General features: G+C 47.4%; 15 protein-coding genes. All 15 read left to right on the forward strand.

The features are described from left to right. Positions 1 to 12 precede the first annotated feature (12 nt). The 15 genes from neuB (at position 13) to GF409_04945 (ending at position 16,634) form a co-directional block, all read left to right on the forward strand. Entirely contained in the window at positions 13 to 1,656 is a 1,644-nt protein-coding gene (gene neuB / locus GF409_04875; protein MBD3426543.1) for an N-acetylneuraminate synthase, read from the forward strand. Continuing rightward, entirely contained in the window at positions 1,653 to 2,834 is a 1,182-nt protein-coding gene (gene neuC / locus GF409_04880; protein MBD3426544.1) for a UDP-N-acetylglucosamine 2-epimerase (hydrolyzing), read from the forward strand. The genes neuB and neuC overlap by 4 nt, the downstream gene beginning before the upstream one ends. A gap of 23 nt (positions 2,835 to 2,857) precedes the next feature. Then, the gene (locus GF409_04885) at positions 2,858 to 3,982 is read left to right on the forward strand and encodes an N-acetyl sugar amidotransferase (protein ID MBD3426545.1); all 1,125 of its coding nucleotides are present in this window, start codon (positions 2,858 to 2,860) and stop codon (positions 3,980 to 3,982) included. 30 nt (positions 3,983 to 4,012) lie between these two features. Continuing rightward, the gene (locus GF409_04890) at positions 4,013 to 5,098 is read left to right on the forward strand and encodes a CBS domain-containing protein (protein MBD3426546.1); all 1,086 of its coding nucleotides are present in this window, start codon (positions 4,013 to 4,015) and stop codon (positions 5,096 to 5,098) included. A gap of 6 nt (positions 5,099 to 5,104) precedes the next feature. Continuing rightward, positions 5,105 to 6,133 (forward strand): radical SAM protein, encoded by a 1,029-nt coding sequence (locus GF409_04895; protein MBD3426547.1) that lies wholly within the window; start codon positions 5,105 to 5,107, stop codon positions 6,131 to 6,133. A gap of 23 nt (positions 6,134 to 6,156) precedes the next feature. After that, positions 6,157 to 7,095, forward strand: coding sequence for a hypothetical protein (locus tag GF409_04900; protein MBD3426548.1), 939 nt, complete (start codon positions 6,157 to 6,159; stop codon positions 7,093 to 7,095). Then, a complete protein-coding gene (locus GF409_04905) occupies positions 7,088 to 9,127 on the forward strand; it encodes a hypothetical protein (protein ID MBD3426549.1) in 2,040 nt (679 codons plus the stop codon). The genes GF409_04900 and GF409_04905 overlap by 8 nt, the downstream gene beginning before the upstream one ends. A gap of 18 nt (positions 9,128 to 9,145) precedes the next feature. Then, entirely contained in the window at positions 9,146 to 9,931 is a 786-nt protein-coding gene (locus GF409_04910; GenBank protein ID MBD3426550.1) for a glucose 1-dehydrogenase, read from the forward strand. Between the two features lie 68 nt (positions 9,932 to 9,999). Further along, entirely contained in the window at positions 10,000 to 11,037 is a 1,038-nt protein-coding gene (locus GF409_04915) for an LLM class flavin-dependent oxidoreductase (GenBank protein ID MBD3426551.1), read from the forward strand. A 47-nt stretch (positions 11,038 to 11,084) separates the two neighbouring features. After that, positions 11,085 to 11,771, forward strand: a complete 687-nt coding sequence (cysC, locus tag GF409_04920; protein ID MBD3426552.1) for an adenylyl-sulfate kinase — start codon at positions 11,085 to 11,087, stop codon at positions 11,769 to 11,771. A 24-nt stretch (positions 11,772 to 11,795) separates the two neighbouring features. After that, positions 11,796 to 12,677, forward strand: a complete 882-nt coding sequence (gene cysD / locus GF409_04925) for a sulfate adenylyltransferase subunit CysD (GenBank protein MBD3426553.1) — start codon at positions 11,796 to 11,798, stop codon at positions 12,675 to 12,677. Between the two features lie 17 nt (positions 12,678 to 12,694). Beyond that, positions 12,695 to 14,512: an adenylyl-sulfate kinase gene (locus tag GF409_04930; GenBank protein MBD3426554.1), complete on the forward strand. Its 1,818-nt coding sequence runs from the start codon at positions 12,695 to 12,697 to the stop codon at positions 14,510 to 14,512. Next, a complete protein-coding gene (locus GF409_04935; protein ID MBD3426555.1) occupies positions 14,509 to 14,934 on the forward strand; it encodes a cupin domain-containing protein in 426 nt (141 codons plus the stop codon). Before GF409_04930 ends, GF409_04935 begins: the two co-directional genes overlap by 4 nt. Before the next feature lie 21 nt (positions 14,935 to 14,955). Continuing rightward, entirely contained in the window at positions 14,956 to 15,621 is a 666-nt protein-coding gene (locus tag GF409_04940) for a hypothetical protein (protein ID MBD3426556.1), read from the forward strand. Then, positions 15,618 to 16,634 (forward strand): C-terminal binding protein, encoded by a 1,017-nt coding sequence (locus GF409_04945; protein ID MBD3426557.1) that lies wholly within the window; start codon positions 15,618 to 15,620, stop codon positions 16,632 to 16,634. The genes GF409_04940 and GF409_04945 overlap by 4 nt, the downstream gene beginning before the upstream one ends. Positions 16,635 to 16,663: the final 29 nt, after the last annotated feature.

Genomic DNA, 16,663 nt, shown 5'->3' on the forward strand with positions numbered 1-16,663 from the left:
AAGAGGCGTGTTATGAAGGAGAAAATGGTACTTTGCGGAGGGGGAGGCCATTGCAGGGTCGTGATCGAAGCTATCAGAAGCGCTAACGTATATGAAATAGCGGGAGTGGTCGACCCGGAGATTAAGCCGGGGCAGAAGGTTTGCGGTATTAGCGTTCTCGGTGGGGATGAAAAGCTTGAAGAGCTCTTCCGCCAGGGCGTAAGAAAGGCTTTTATAAGCGTTGGGTCGGTCGTGGATTGTGAGGCAAGGAAAAAACTGTACAGAAAGATAAAACGTATCGGTTTCGATCTTCCCTGCCTGATACATCCCAGTGCCTTCGTGGCGGACGGTGTCAAAACCGGAGAAGGGACTTTCGTGGCCGCTTCATCCGCCGTGGGTGCTGGTGTGGTCACGGGAAAGAACGTAATTCTGAACACCTTTTCCTCGGTCGATCATGACTGCCTCATAGACGATTTTGCCCATGTGGCACCCGGAGCAGTCCTGAGCGGAGGGGTCCGTATAGGCAAAGAGGCCCATCTGGGCACTGGTGCCAGGGTGGCCCAATATGTGACGGTAGGTGCCAGAGGTGTGGTCGGGGCGGGGCTTACCCTGAGGCGTGATCTTGGTGACGGCGAGAGATACCTCGGCCAGGAATATTCTCCGTCGCTGGGTCGCGGCAGGGTATTTATAATCGCGGAGGCCGGCGTTAACCACAACGGTGATTTGGATACCGCGATCAGGATGATCGACGCAGCAGCTTCCGCCGGGGCGGATGCCGTAAAATTCCAGACCTTTTGCGCGGAGAAGCTTACGACGGCATCGGCGCCCAAAGCGAAGTACCAGTCCGAAGATGTCGGCGATGAGAAGATGCAGCTTGAAATGCTGAGATCCCTTGAACTTGATCCAGAGCAGCATCGGAGCCTGGTCGATCACTGCCGCAAAAAAGGAATAAAGTTCATCTCCACCGCTTATGACACCGAAAGCGTTGATATGCTGAGCGAACTCGGACTTGATATATTCAAGATCCCTTCCGGGGAGATAACCAATCTCCCGTATCTCAGGAAGATAGGCGCTCTGGGGAAAAAGGTCATATTATCCACCGGGATGTCGAATCTTCAGGAAGTGAGCGAAGCTTTTGAAATACTTGTAGCTGAAGGTACCTCCCCGGATGAAGTGACAATTCTTCACTGCAATACGGAATATCCAACTCCTTACGAGGATGTTAATATGCGTGCCATGTTGGTCATCAGGGACAGGTTCGGTACCAAGGTGGGGTATTCCGACCACACATCGGGTATAGAGGTAGCGGTGGCGGCGGCGGCTCTCGGAGCGAACATTATAGAGAAACATTTTACCTTGGACAGGAACATGAAGGGCCCGGATCACAAAGCTTCTCTTGTCCCGGAGGAACTCGGTAATATGGTAAGGGCCATCAGGAACATAGAGAAAATCATGGGGGACGGTCTTAAAAAGGCTTCGGACAGCGAATTGAAGAACAGGCCTCTCGTGCGCAAAAGCCTGGTAGCCGCCAGGGATATCGCCAAAGGAGAGGTCTTTACCGGGCAAAATATAACGGCTAAAAGGCCCGGGACAGGTATCAGTCCCATGAAGTGGGACGATGTCTTGGGTAAAAGAGCCTTGCGTGATTATAAACGGGATGATTTGGTGGAGATATGAGCAGGAAAAAAGTCTGTATAATAACTGGTAGCAGAGCCGAGTGGGGCCTTTTTTATCCTCTTTGCAGAGAGATAGAAGTTAAAGGCAACCTTGATCTGCAGATAATCGTGACGGGAGGACATCTTTCCGACAGGTTCGGTATGACTTCCAGGGAGATCGAGAGCGATGGGTTCGGTATCGACAGTAAAATACCCCTGCCGTTCGCGGAGGATACGACCGAAAGTGTCATGAACAGCATCAGTGAAGGGCTGAAGGGCTTTGCGAAGGAACTTGGCCGGCTCAGGCCGGATATCGTTTTCGTGCTGGGTGACAGGTTCGAGATATTCGCGGCTGCCCAAGCCTGCCTTTTTGCGCGTATCCCCATCGCACACATACACGGAGGGGAACTTACCGAAGGCTCTCTTGACAACTCGATGCGTCATGCTATCACCAAATTCGCCCATCTTCACTTCGTGTCCGCCGAGGACTACGGCAAGAGGGTCATACAGATGGGGGAGCATCCAGATACCGTATTTCATGTGGGAGCGCTAGGGCTTGATAATGTGATGAACACGAAGCTTCTGGAAAGGGAACAGTTCGAAAATGAAACTGGTCTTTCTCTGGGAGAGAAGAACATACTGGTGACGTTCCATCCTCCCACGGCCGAATCAAAGGAAGATGCCCTTGAGCAGGCCAGGAACCTGATATGCGGTCTCGACCAGATCGGCGGGGCTAATATAATTTTTACGCTGCCTAATCCGGATATTTACTCAGGCGCGATCACCTCGCTGATAGAGGATTATGTCGCGGCCAATCCCGCGAAAAGCAGGGCCGTAAGGCATCTTGGCAGAGTAAGGTATCTGAGTGCGCTTCAGTTCATGGACATGGTTTGCGGTAACTCTTCAAGCGGGATAATCGAGGTTCCCTCCTTCGGCATACCGACCATTAACGTCGGTAGCAGGGAAAAAGGCAGGATAAAGGCCGGATCCGTAATTGATGCCGATGGAAGCACGGCATCGTTGAGCGAAGCCTTTAGAAAGGCGTTTTCGCCGGATTTCAGGCAGTTCTGCAGGAACGTGAATAATCCTTACGGTGATGGTAAAGCCGCAGAAAGGATCGTGCGTGTGATAGAAAAGACGGAAGTTAAAAACATCAGCAAGGGGTTTTTCGATATTGGTCATAAATACGGCTCCTTTTGATAAAAAAAAAGGAGGTAATTGCTATGAAGTATTGCAAAAAATGCGTAATGCCTGAGACAAGGCCGGGTATCAAGTTCGATGAAGAGGGCGTATGTTATGCCTGCCTGGCTGCCGAAAGGAAGAAAAAGACCGACTGGGACGGTAGAATGAAAGAGCTGCAACAGCTGTGTGACAGGCACAGGAACTCCAATGGGGATTACTATGATTGCATGATAGCGGTCAGCGGTGGAAAGGACAGTCATTTCCAGGTCTATATGCTGAAAGAGGTCATGAAGATGAACCCCCTTCTGGTGAGTGTGGATAATCTGAGCTGGACACAGACAGGCAGGGATAACTTCATGAACATCCGTGACGCGTTCGACTGTGACTGCATTTCGCTGAACCTTAGTCCCAATACTGCAAGGAAGATGATGAAGAAAGCTTTCGTGAAATTCGGCAGCCCCACGTGGTTCTGGGACAGGGCGGTCTACGCCTATCCCATACGCATGGCTATCAATATGGGCATTAAACTTATAGTTTACGGTGAGAACATCAACTATGAGTACGGCGGTGCACAGACGGAGGAAACCCCGAGCGCGCTAGCCCAGATCAATAACGACGTAGTGAAGTCGTATGACTGGAATACCTGGCTTGAAGAAGATGAGATTACCATGAAACAGCTCAATTCATGTGTTTATCCGAAAGAAGAGGAGATTAAGAAAGCCGGGCTGGAACCGGTCTACCTGAGCTATTTTGTTCCGTGGGATGGTTATCGCAATTACGAAAAGGCCAAGGAGTACGGCTTTAAATCCCTTGACGATACTGGTGAATGGAAGCGGGAAGGGTATATAGAGGGTTACGACCAGATAGACGCGATAGGTTATCTGGTCCACCCGTGGTTGAAATACCCTAAATTCGGACATGCCAGGGCCACTGACGTGGGGTCTTACTGGATAAGGAACGGCAGGCTGAGCCGTGAAAAAGCCATCCAGCTTGTCAGGGACCATGATCATAAGCTGGACCCTAGGGCGTTGAAGGATTTCATCGATTTCCTGGGGATTACGGAGGAAGAGTTCTGGAAGGTAGTCGAGAAATTCTGGAACAGGGAGCTTTTCCGGAAGGTGGACGGTAGATGGGAACTAAAAGAGCCGATTTGGGAACAGTCATAATGTTCCGATCTGTAAATAACGGAGGAAACGATGGGCTATGATGTCAACAGGTTCTGTATAGGCAAGGATCTTACGATAAAGGAAGTGATGAAAAGGATGGATACCGCTGCCAGGAAGATCCTTTTCGTGACTACGGAAGACAAAAGGCTTCTCGGGGCCTTGACCGATGGGGATATACGCAGATGGATACTCGAAGACGGGGACCTGAGCGAACCGGCAGAGAACATTTACAACAAGAAGCCTAAATATCTCTCAAGGGGTATATCCAAAATCGACGAAAGAAAGGCGATTTTCGAGGAAATGGTAGAAGCGCTTCCCGTGGTGGACGAGCAAATGCGGGTGGTTGACCTCGTATTCTTGAAAGACGCCGTCAGGGAGGATATTTCCGGGGAAAAAGCAGATCCCAAGCTTAAAGTTCCTGTTGTCATCATGGTCGGAGGTAAAGGCAAACGGCTGGATCCGGTAACCCGGATCCTTCCTAAAGCGCTGATACCCATTGGCGATAAGCCGGTCGTGGAAATGATAATAGATAAATTCAGGGAGTTTACATCAGCGGATATCTATTTTATTCTCGGGCATAAGGCCACAATGGTCAAATCATATTTCAACGACAGTGTGAACGGATATAATATTTCTTACCTCTATGAGGGGGAAAAAGCTCTCGGGACCGCGGGCGGTCTTAAAATGATCCCCGAAGATTTTCCCGGAACGTTCTTCTTGTCCAACTGTGACAATATAATCAAGGCGGATTATACGGATGTTTATCAATACCATAAGGATAAGGGGTATGATCTGACCATTGTAGGATCCATGCAGCATTTCGTTCTGCCTTATGGGGTTATGGAGATAAATTCTGGCGGAGAACTCAAACAGATAATGGAAAAACCTGAGTATGATTACTTGGTCAATACGGGGATGTACGTTGTCGAGAAGAACATTACTGAGTACATCCCCGGCAATACTATGTTCCATATTACCGATTTGATAAAGGCGCTCCAAAAGAATGGGAAGAAGATAGGCGTCTATCCTATCAGCGAGAAATCCTGGCTCGATGTCGGCCAGTGGGAATCTTACAAGGAAACGGCTAGTCATCTACTTGAGAAACTGGAGGGGTGAGGAAAAGTGAAAGGACTTAAAGAACACAGATCAGATAATCTTCACACTGTGGTTTACAAAAAGGCCTCACCGGATGAAATATTATCTGCAGAGCTGGGCCCACAATACACCGAATATCGTAAAAAGTGGGGCCGGGTTTCGGAATGCAGACTCGAGCAAGATTATCCATTGCATCTGAATTTTGAGATCTTTTACGGATGCAACCTAAGGTGTTCCATGTGTATACTGTCAAAACCCATAGGAGAAAGAGGGTATAAGACTGAACCGGAAAAACGGATCAGTTTTGATAAATATAAGGAAATAATCGATGAGGGCGTCAAAAGAGGACTTTGTGCTGTCCAGCTCAATGGGCATAATGAACCGCTTTTACAGGATGATCTCACTGAATATATCCAATACGCCAGAAATTCGGGGATTATCGATATTTACCTTATTACCAATGCCACACTCCTTACTCCGGAGAAGGCGGAGGAACTTTTATCTTCCGGGCTTACGCAGATCAAGTTCTCCATGGATTCCGTTTTAAAAGAAACATATGAGAAATTGAGAGTAGGCGGGAATTTCGAGAAAACCCTTGAGAATATAAACACTTTTCTCCAGATGAAGAAAAAAATGAAAAAGATTTTGCCTGTTACTAGGGTCTCATTTGTCAAGACCCCGGAGAACAAGTCAGAAGTCAATGATTTTATCGGGTACTGGTCCGACAGAGTTGATTATATAACAGTCCAGGATATGGTAGATCCTTTTGTTGTAGATGAAGCGGTTTCCGAGGGATCTTTGAATAACAAAAAAAACCTGTCTAAGTGCTCAATGCCTTATCAGAGAATGTTCATAAGGAATAATGGAGACGTTAGTCCGTGTTGTTCAACCTACGGATTTCAGTTACCCGTTGGTAATGTATATGAAAGCTCGATATATGAGATCTGGAATGGAAAAAGATTGAGCACGCTAAGAAAGCGGATCAATGGACCGTTTGAAAAACAACCGATCCCGTGCCGTAAGTGCAGACGGTCTCTAGAGCATATAACAAGTTAGTTGCAAGGAGGACATTGATAATTATGGATATAAAAAGGACAGTCCCCGTTATAATAAATGGAGCGAAAAGATCAGGTAATACTCTTTTGCAGTATCTTCTGGATTCTGTGCCCGGGGTTTTTACATTTCTGGATGAGTGCTATTTTCTTGAATATCTCTATGATATCGGGGAAGAGAACATACAGTCCTTCGTTGAGATACAAAAGACCGCGAATGTGAAGGACTTGTTCGAGTCTACGAGAAAACGCTCGTTGTTCCATTTCTATGAGCAAGGGTACTCGCCCAAAGGCACCGTGAACACTCAGCACATAAATGTCGAGTATGATCTAGATAAGCTGATATCAACTTTGGACGAGATGCAGAAAAAAATGGATGATAATGTACTGTCGGTATGGGAATACTGGGTAAGTGCTGTTATGCGCTCAATGGGGCAGAGAATCGATAACAAAGATTTCACCGTGTTCAAATGCCCCGATTACGGTAAATCTATGTTATCCGCCATAAAATATCTCAACGATCCTAAGGTAATAGTCATGGTGAGAGACCCATTATACGCGATAGACTCTCTGAAAAGATCCCGTGAAATACGGAACGAAAAGAGATTGTATCTGTTCGAACTGTTCAATGTTATCAATAATTATAAATTTTTGCTTGAAACATTGAATAACATTAATGAATCAAAATCAAAAGATCGTGTTATGGTCATTAGGTATGAGGATTTGACCAGAAACCCTTTAAGTGTAATGCAAAACTTGGCCGGCTTTACGGGTATTCCCTTTCATCCAAATATGCTGGAGGCGACCCTGAACGGCGAGAAGTGGTATGGCGAAAGCAGTTTTTCTAAGTTCAACGGAATATCTACTGAGTCGACCACGAGAGATATACGAGCGTTAAATGCTTGGGAAAGAGGATACATTACTGACCAACTGAAGGATTTTAACGGTTATTTTGGATATGAATAAACACCTGAGGGAAAAAGAATATGTCGCGAATTTGCCTCTAAGGATTGTATGGTTAGAGAGATTATCGATACATACCCTTTTGAGGGTGTTCGGATTGTTTCTGAAAGAAAGGAATATTGAAGTAAGGTTTCTCCGTTCCTCGTTATTTCCAATGCTTTTACAAGCAATATTGCCATTTAAAGTTTCAAAAGTCCAGGATTCTCTGGCGGATCTGTGGGAAGGGGGGCAGTCACTAGGAATGAGAGCTCAGGCGGAACTGCCTAAAATGGTTTTAAGGACGGTTCAGAAGCTCTCGGAACAGAAGAGATATAAGCGTCTTTGCACATTGCTTCCAAAGGAGAAAGTGGATGTTCTTTTCAGCAGTAAGGTTTATGAGGAACTTAGGATGCTCGTAAGACTCCGTCTTTTGGCGAAATGGGCCGAAAGGCATAAAGAAGGACTCTTACAACAGACTATTTTATATCCTGATAATGGGCTTTTATCTGCTGTGACAGAGATCTGGAGAGACAAAGACATAGCGCTTGTTCCTTACCAGGAAATAAGCATTAGGTATCTCAAAAAAATGATAAGGGCTTCAGATCTATATAGCAGAAAGGTTTTATTAGGGACCGCGAAGAACAGGTCTGAGATATCGGATCGCGATTCCAGTGCAAAAATAGGAGTCCACTACACCGAAGGTGTTGATCACAGAAAGCGCACGGACCTGTACTGGTACGCCGACAGTGGGATTGATCCCTCACGGGTTGTCATTTACATCGATGCTGTCAAAGCTTCTCGAGGACCCATCTCTGGTGCAGAACTGGAGGCTATAGATAAGATTGGTATGCTCTGGGTAGCTTTGCGTAAGAATCTTGTCGCGAATCCCGAAAGGTACAGATGGAAAAAGATAAAATATAAAGGAAAGCTAAGATCCGAGTATTCACGGTTCATAGATCTTAAGTGCGGATCCAAACTGGATAAATGGATATACATGACGGGGAAGAACTTGCTCAAGGACATAAAATACTGGGAAGCCTTTTATGGGCACTTCAATGTCAAGGTAGCAATTGATTTCGTCAGCTGGACGGGCGAGACCATAGCACAGAACATGGCGTTGGAAAAGCTGGGCGGCTTCAAGGCTGGCACTCAACGGTCAATTATGTCACTGAAAGAATCTCTTCCTTTCCTTGCCTATAATTCTAATCATATATTTTTCATTTGGAACAATTCTGCGATAAGACATAAAGGTACGAGCAGGGTCATAGAAAAGTTTATTATTGCGGGGTATCCTTTTGATATTGTGCATAAAAGACATCTGGAGGATAGCTTGCAGAGAAAGATCGAAAAATTAAAAGGTAAATTCATTATAGCATTATTTGATAGTTCGTTTGCCGAAGATTCATATGTATCAAAGCGCATGGTAGAGAGGTTTTATCAAGGGTTCCTTTCTTGGCTGCTTGAAGACGAAGGAATAGCCATTATCACGAAAGAGAAGAAGAAAGTTTTTTTCGACCAGCTTACCGGCATAAATGAACTTGTGGAACGAGCGGAACGGACTGATAGGTTCGTTCGCCTAAAGGATACACTTGGAAGATTGCCTATTGATGCGTCCGCATGTGCTGATATGGCTATCGGTCTAGCGGTTTCTTCCGCGGTTGTTGAAACAGTGCTTACGGGGCGCAGGGGAGTGCATTGTGATCTTTCTGGACATGTAAACCATCACTTTTACGATTGGGGAAAAGGGAGAATAATATTTGATAATTTAGAAATGTTGATAGAAGAGATCAGGGCTTATAGGACCGATATTTCAAAGAACAAAGAGCTTGGTGACTGGTCGCCATATTACAAAGAATTGGATCCTTTCCGGGATGCAGGAACTGGTAGTAGGGTTGGCAGTTATCTCAAACATTTACTTGAAGCTTTGGATAAAGGCAGAACAAGAGAAGAGGCAGGGGAACAGGCGGATAAACTTTACAGACAGAGATGGGGCAACGACAAAATTGTGAGCATGCAAAGAAAAACGGTGTCTATTGAAAGTCAAAGTGACTTGTAATAATGGCGGAGGCTGGATATGAGATTAAAAGATAAAGTTGTCGTAGTTACTGGAGGATCAAGAGGTATCGGCAAAGCTGCGTGTATCAGGTTCGCTGAAGAAGGAGCCAAAGTGGTGGTCAACTACGCCGAATCAGCCGACCACGGCAGTTACGCAGATGCCGCTGGGAAGGTCGTGGATGAGATAAGGTCCAAGGGTGGAGAAGCGGCGGCTTTCGAGGCGGATGTCGCGGACAAGAACAAGGTACGGGAGATGATGGAGTTCACGGTAAGTAAGTACGGGCGTATCGATATACTGGTGGCTAACGCGGGTATCTGCCCTTTCGAGGAGTTCGGCAAGATAGACGAAACCCTTCTGGACCGGGTGATAGGAGTAAACCTTAAAGGCGCATTTTTCAGCGCACAGGCCGCGGCGGAAAAGATGGTCGAGCTCGGTCTTAAGGGGAGGATAGTCTTTACCAGTTCCGTAAGTGCTGTTTTCGGGGGAGAACTCCAGGCGCATTACTGTGCGACAAAAGGCGGGATTAACCAGCTTATGAAATCCATTGCGATAGCTGTCGGAAAACACGGTATAACCGCTAATGCCGTACTTCCCGGCACCGTGATCACCGACATTAACAGGAAGCAACTTGAGGATGAGAACAAGGCTCTTAAAGATTATTTTATAAAGAGGACACCTTTGGGGCGCCTGGCGACGCCGGAGGATATCGCGGCGGCGATGTTGTTCTTTGCTTCGGATGATGCCTCGTGTGTTTCCGGATCGACGCTTGTCGTTGACGGGGGAATGTCAGTGAACTTACAGTGAGAGACCTTTAAAGTTAACGTAAAGGATATGATCCAAATATTTGCGATCAAAAAAGGGAGATATGATAGATGAACGATATCAAATTCGGATTTTGCGTACCGATATTCGCAAACCCGGGGATGCTTTCATTCAGGACCCCGGCATATGAAAAACTGGACTGGTACTCAATAAAGGATACTGTCCTTCTCTGCGAGGAGCTTGGGTTCGATTCGATGTTCGTGGCAGACCATCTCTTCCTCGGCAGGGACGGGGATATATGGGAATGCATTTCGCTCATGTCCGCTTTGGCGGCTATAACCAAAAGGATGCAGATAATCCCCATACACCTTTGCAATAGTTTCAGGCATCCCGGAATGGTGGCCAAGTCGCTTGCCACGATGAGCCATATATCGAACGGGAGGATCGCGCTTTTTTATGATTATGGCTGGAGAAAAGCGGAATTCGACGCTTACGGGTTGGATTTCGGCAAGGATGATGAAGAACGTATAGAGAAGATGTCAGAAGGACTCTCCATAATCAAGGGACTGCTCGAAGAGGAAAAATTCAGTTTTAAAGGGAAGCATTATCAGCTTAACGAGGCAATTTGCAACCCAAAACCCTCCAGCAAGGTCCCGGTATGGATGGGTGAGGCCAATAATCCCTTGATGGTGTCGAATATCGTAAAGCACGCCGATGTCTTCAATTCCATGCCCTGTTCGGACGGGTCCTTCCAGGACAAACTGGATATCATAAGCGAGGAATGCAAGAGGCAGGGGAGGGATTTTAGCGAAATGCGGCTTTCTCTGGAAACACAGGTTCTGGTAAGGCCGACCGAGAAGGACGCCGAAAGGGAGCTGGACAGGATGGCGGGAATGTTAGAGCGCAATAATTCCCACGATGATGATATTCTTGAACAGCTTAAGGCGACTAACCCGAGGATGACAGATTATAATTCACGTGAGACTCTTTACGAAGAATTCATGATAGGAAGCCCCGAAATGGTAAAGCAAAAGATCGACCTTTTCGTTGAAAAAGGCGTGGATCATTTCATGCTGTGGTTCATGGATTACCCGAATACCGAGGGGATCAGGTCTTTCGCGGAGGACATAATGCCGCATTACAGATAAAAGGATGGAAAATGTTCAAGGAAAATAAAAAACGATCGGTCGCTAAGATGCTGTCTTGGCGGGTTTGCGCCACGATTACCACGATGTTGCTGGTTTATATTTTCACGGGCCGGTTGGTCATAGCCGTGGGGATAGGCGTGGTGGAAGTGGCAGTCAAGATGGCGCTGTATTATTTTCATGAACGGGCGTGGGACAGGATAAGAGCGGGAAAACATCAGCAGGAGTCTTTCGTGATGTGGTTTACCGGTCTCCCGAGCTCCGGCAAGACGACACTGGCGAACGAAACATATGATTATCTGATAAGCAGGGGCTGTAGGGTCGAGAAACTTGATGGTGACGTAGTCAGGTCCGTGTTCCCCAACACGGGTTTCAGCCGGCAGGACAGGGAGACCCACATAAGGAGAGTGGGCTTTTTAGCGTCACTTTTGGAGAAGAACGGCGTTATAGTGATATCATCGTTCGTATCACCTTACGAGGAATCACGGCGGTTCGTCAGGGGAATTTGTAAGAATTATGTGGAGATCTATGTTTCGACATCACTGGAAGAATGTGAAAAAAGGGACGTAAAGGGTCTTTACGCCAAGGCCCGAAGGGGCGAGATAAAGAGCTTTACGGGTATAGACGATCCGTATGAACCGCCCGAGATGCCGGATATCGTCGTTAATACCGAAGGCAGAACAGTTGAAGAGTCCTTCGGACAGATAAGGGATCATATCAACAGGTACGCAAAGTAATAGGGGTTTATCGGGAGAGATCACATGAAACATCTGGAAAGACTTGAGAACATAAGTATACACATTCTGCGGGAAGCTTATGCGAACCTGCAAAATCTTGGCATGCTCTGGTCCATCGGCAAGGACAGCACCGTACTTCTGTGGCTTGCCCGGAAGGCTTTTTTCGGTCATGTCCCTTTCCCGCTTATACATATAGATACCGGATGCAAGATACCGGAAATGATCGAGTACCGCGATGAACTTGTCAGGGAATGGAAGCTTAACATGGTCTACGGCATGAATGAAGAGGCCATAGAACAGGGAAAGACTTATAATCACGGAAAAATTAGCCGAATAGAGTGCTGCAGGATGCTGAAGACAGAGGCTCTCAGGAAGACGCTGGAAGGTAGATGGAAAAGGTACCGCTTCAATCACGAGACCGACAGATACGAGGAAGACCCGAGTAAGGAGCCTTTCACCGGGGTTATTCTGGGGATAAGGGCCGATGAGGAGGGATCAAGGTCCAAGGAGAGATATTTTTCTCCTAGGGACGAAAAAAGCATCTGGGATATAGGCGAGCAGCCGCCGGAATTCTGGAATTATTATAATACCGATTTCAGGCCCTCTTCCCATGTACGGGTACATCCGCTTCTGGACTGGACGGAGCTGGATATCTGGGAATATATCAAAAAGGAGAACATTCCGACCGTTTCTCTTTATTATGACAGGGGAGAAGGCAAAAGATACCGTTCGCTCGGATGCCATCCATGCACTTTTCCTGTGGATTCCGACGCGAAAGATGTTGATGCGGTGATCAGGGAATTAAGATCGGGTAAATTCTCCAATATCGCGGAAAGATCAGGTCGGGCCCAGGACGAGGAGGATTCAGGCGGTTTGGAATCATTAAGACGTGAAGGCTATATGTAAGTTTCGTCAGGAGAAACATGACTAATACTCATACCAGGAAAATAAACATAGTATTGACCGGACATGTTGACCACGGCAAAAGCACTGTCCTCGGCAGGCTTCTGGCCGACACGGACGCATTGCCCGAAGGGAAGCTGGACAGGGTCAAAAATATGTGCCAGAGAAACTCAAAACCCTTTGAATACGCTTTCCTGATCGATGCTCTAAAGGACGAACAGACCCAGGGTATCACCATAGATTCGGCAAGGGTCTTTTACAAGCAGGGCGGGCAGGAGTATCTATTCATTGATGCTCCCGGTCATATAGAATTCCTGAAAAATATGGTCACGGGCGCTTCGCGCGCGGACGCGGCTTTTTTGGTGATAGATGCAAAAGAAGGTGTGAGGGAGAACTCCAAAAGGCATGGTTATCTGCTTTCGATGCTCGGGATAAGACAGGTCGCCGTCATCGTGAATAAGATGGACCTGGCTGGATATGATCAGGGCAGGTTCGATCAGATCGCGAAAGAATACAGTTCCTTTTTGGACAGGATAGGCATTGTGCCGGTATCTTTTATTCCCGTCAGCGGAAGAGAGGGTGATAACATAGCGATGCGGGGCGATAATATGTCCTGGTATGGGGGAAGGACTGTTATGGAGGCACTCGACATGTTCTCTTCCGAAGAGCAGCTACTTGAGAAGCCTTTCAGGATGCCCGTTCAGGATATCTATAAGTTCACCAAATTCGACGATGATAGAAGGATAGTCGTGGGTACCGTGGCATCAGGGAAAATGAAGGTGGGTGACGAGATAGTATTTTACCCCTCAGGTAAGAGGAGTACAGTGGAAGCGATAGAAGTGTTCAACGGCAAGAAGCCCACGGGGTCGTTCTCTGGGCAGGCCGTGGGGTTCACCTTAAGAGAACAGATCTATGTAAAAAGGGGTGAGATAGCCTCTATCTGCGGGGAGGAGAGGCCAAAGGTCACTTCCAGGGTAAAAGCCAGTCTTTTCTGGCTCGGCAGGAACGATATGGTCTCCGGCAAGGATTACATGTTCAAGCTGGGCACTTCCAAGGTAAGGGCAAGACTGGAAAAAATCGAGAGAGTTTTTGATACCACCGTTCTTGAGTCGGACCTGCCCGGCGAGATGATCAAAAGGAATACTTTTGCCGAATGCGTGCTTAAGACCGAAAGGCCGATAGCCTTCGATCTTGTCGGGGACCTCCAGCAGACCAGCAGGTTCGTGATTGTTGATGGCTATGATATCAGCGGAGGGGGTATAATACGCCAGGCTCTGAAAGACCGGCAGTCATGGGTGAGGGACAAGGTCTTTATACGTGAGAATAAGTGGGAGAAGAGTATGATTCCGTACGCGGAAAGGGTAAAAAAATACTCCCAGCAGTCGGCGCTCATCCTCATAACCGGCAAAAAGGACGCAGGCAAGAAAAATATAGCCAGAAAACTCGAGGCGAAGCTCTTCCGTCAGGGAAAACTTGTTTATTTTCTCGGGATAGGTAACGTGCTTTACGGTGTTGATGCCGACATCAAGGGTGTCAACGATACCAGACAGGAGCACCTGCGCAGACTCGCGGAAGTATCACATATTTTACTGGATGCGGGTATGATACTTATTGTTACGGCGATAAACCTAACCCAGGAAGACCTTGAACTGATCAAGACGGCTGCAGGATCGGCACATAACGGTGTTGTATGGGTCGGTAATGAAGTTACCACGGATATTGACTACGATATTAAGATAGATACTCCCCGGGACGTGGACGGGGCGGCGGATGCCATCGAAAGACACATTAACAGGTTGTTCGACCGGAACAGAATTGATAAAAGGAGAGGATCATGATTGAAGAGATTATGTACGGGCTTAAAGACAGTGTACATGTGGCCAGAGGAAAACACTATGTTGTTTCTAACCTGAGCAACCAGATCATAAACGGCGACATGCGAGGCTGGGTCTGCGGTCATTTTTATCCCAAGGGATCGGTTTTCCACCGCAATGACATTGAGATATGCTTCAAGACGCTTCATCTGGGCATGGAGGAAAAACTGCACCACCACCTGTGCAGTTTCGAGTTCCTCCTGGTGTTGAGCGGGAAGGTTGAATACGAAATCGACGGGGACAGACATGTTCTCGAGCCTGGCATGTTCTATATGCTGGAGCCGGGAAACACCGAAAGGATAGTACAGGTCCATAAAGAGACAACGGTTCTTGCAGTCAGGCTCCCCAGCATACCGCGTAACAAGATCTTTGAGGATGTTGAATAAACGCCAAACTGAGAGGTGATCATGAAAAAGGAGATAGTAGGACTTATACCGGTGCGTGAAGGATCGAAACGTGTGCCCGGTAAGAACTTCATTGAGTTCATGAACGGTAAATCGCTTCTTGAGCATAAGATAGAGCATCTGAAGCGTTCGGGATGTTTTGATCACATATATGTTTCCAGCGACAGTGAAAGGGCTCGTGATATAGCGGCGGAGAACGGTGTTGAGTTCCTTCTTAGAGAACCGCAGATGTGCAGTGACGATGTGCCCTGGGCGGAGGCGGTAAGGCACATAGTGGAGACCATACCGGGCGACCCCATCGTAGTCTGGGCTCTTACAACAAGCCCTCTTTTCTGTAATTTCAGGGGTACGGTCGATAAATTCCTCAAGGTCAGTGCAGAGAAGGACAGCCTCCTTACGGTTTTGCCAAAAAAAGCATTCTTCCTCAACGGCTACGGAAGAGGCATAAATTACCACCACGGTTACTGGCATCCTTATTCACAGCAGCTTGAGACCTATTACGAGGTGACGGGTGCCTGTTATATCGGCAAAAAGAGCGATATGTCCAAGTGGAGCTACTGGTTCGGGCCCAAGCCGTATCTTTTCGAGGTGTCCAAGATAGAATCGATCGATGTTGATACAAAAGAGGATTTCGAACTCGCAAAAAAACTGTACGGAGTTGAAAAATGAACAGAAAACACGCTAAATTCAGGGTCCTAATACCGGACCATATAGATTCGCCCGCTGAGATAGAAGAGCAGGTTTTCGGTCCGGCAGCGGAGGTCATCGCTCCAAAAGCCGAATTCATAGAGGAAATACCGGAGGATATCTGGTCCTCCTGCGACGCTATCCTCGCATATGACTGCATGAGATACGAAAAGCCCCTGCTGTCCAGGCTCAGCAAATGCCGTGTTATAGTTCGCGCGGGGATAGGAACGGATAACATCGATCTGGAAGAGGCCAGAAAGAGGGATATTTCGGTATGTAACGTGCCTGATTACTGCACCGAAGAGGTTGCTGACCATACGATGGCATTTCTGCTGGCGCTTGTCAGGGGCTTCCCGGAACACGCGGAAAAGGTATGTCTGGGCAGATGGGAAAGGAAGAGCGAGCTCACTTTCAGGTTAAGGGGCAAGGTCTTCGGTATCATAGGACTGGGCAGGATAGGAAGTGCCGTCGCTGTGCGGGCAAAGGCCCTGGGGCTTAAAGTGGTCTTTTATGACCCGTATATCAGGCCGGGGTACGATAAGGTCCTGGATGCCGAAAGATTGGACTCATTGGAGGAAGTAGCCTATAGGGGGGATATAATCTCGATCCATACCCCTTTAACAGAAAAGACCAGGGCAATGATAGGCCCTGACTTCTTCAGCAAGGTCAAAAAGGGAGCTTTCCTGATAAATACAGCACGTGGGCCCATAGTGGATATCACGGCTCTTGAACAGGCCATGAAGGAAGGTCTTATAAGAGCCTGCGGTCTGGATGTTTTGTCGAAGGAGCCGCCGGACGATAAATTACAGCTGATCAAGGATTTCAGGAATGGGGCCGAATGGCTGAGCGGAAGGGTCATCATCACCCCGCATTCCGCTTATCATTCGCACGAAGCGCTGGATGAGGTGAGGCTTAAATCCGCCGCGGAGGCCAAGCGGGTTCTTGAGGGGAAAAGACCGCTAAATTGCGTGAACTTAAAAGCACAGGAGAAATGAACATTTATAGAACAAGAGGATAAGTATGT

It is taken from the genome of Candidatus Omnitrophota bacterium, assembly GCA_014728045.1.
Classification (GTDB): domain Bacteria; phylum Omnitrophota; class Gorgyraeia; order Tantalellales; family Tantalellaceae; genus WJMH01.

What these genes read in the sequence shown, in the direction of transcription:
- neuB (MBD3426543.1), top strand. Translation starts at nt 13, where the DNA reads ATGAAGGAGAAAATGGTACTTTGCGGAGGGGGAGGCCATTGCAGGGTC.
- neuC (MBD3426544.1), top strand. Translation starts at nt 1,653, where the DNA reads ATGAGCAGGAAAAAAGTCTGTATAATAACTGGTAGCAGAGCCGAGTGG.
- GF409_04885 (MBD3426545.1), top strand. Translation starts at nt 2,858, where the DNA reads ATGAAGTATTGCAAAAAATGCGTAATGCCTGAGACAAGGCCGGGTATC.
- GF409_04890 (MBD3426546.1), top strand. Translation starts at nt 4,013, where the DNA reads ATGGGCTATGATGTCAACAGGTTCTGTATAGGCAAGGATCTTACGATA.
- GF409_04900 (MBD3426548.1), top strand. Translation starts at nt 6,157, where the DNA reads ATGGATATAAAAAGGACAGTCCCCGTTATAATAAATGGAGCGAAAAGA.
- GF409_04905 (MBD3426549.1), top strand. Translation starts at nt 7,088, where the DNA reads ATGAATAAACACCTGAGGGAAAAAGAATATGTCGCGAATTTGCCTCTA.
- GF409_04910 (MBD3426550.1), top strand. Translation starts at nt 9,146, where the DNA reads ATGAGATTAAAAGATAAAGTTGTCGTAGTTACTGGAGGATCAAGAGGT.
- GF409_04915 (MBD3426551.1), top strand. Translation starts at nt 10,000, where the DNA reads ATGAACGATATCAAATTCGGATTTTGCGTACCGATATTCGCAAACCCG.
- cysC (MBD3426552.1), top strand. Translation starts at nt 11,085, where the DNA reads ATGCTGTCTTGGCGGGTTTGCGCCACGATTACCACGATGTTGCTGGTT.
- cysD (MBD3426553.1), top strand. Translation starts at nt 11,796, where the DNA reads ATGAAACATCTGGAAAGACTTGAGAACATAAGTATACACATTCTGCGG.
- GF409_04930 (MBD3426554.1), top strand. Translation starts at nt 12,695, where the DNA reads ATGACTAATACTCATACCAGGAAAATAAACATAGTATTGACCGGACAT.
- GF409_04935 (MBD3426555.1), top strand. Translation starts at nt 14,509, where the DNA reads ATGATTGAAGAGATTATGTACGGGCTTAAAGACAGTGTACATGTGGCC.
- GF409_04940 (MBD3426556.1), top strand. Translation starts at nt 14,956, where the DNA reads ATGAAAAAGGAGATAGTAGGACTTATACCGGTGCGTGAAGGATCGAAA.
- GF409_04945 (MBD3426557.1), top strand. Translation starts at nt 15,618, where the DNA reads ATGAACAGAAAACACGCTAAATTCAGGGTCCTAATACCGGACCATATA.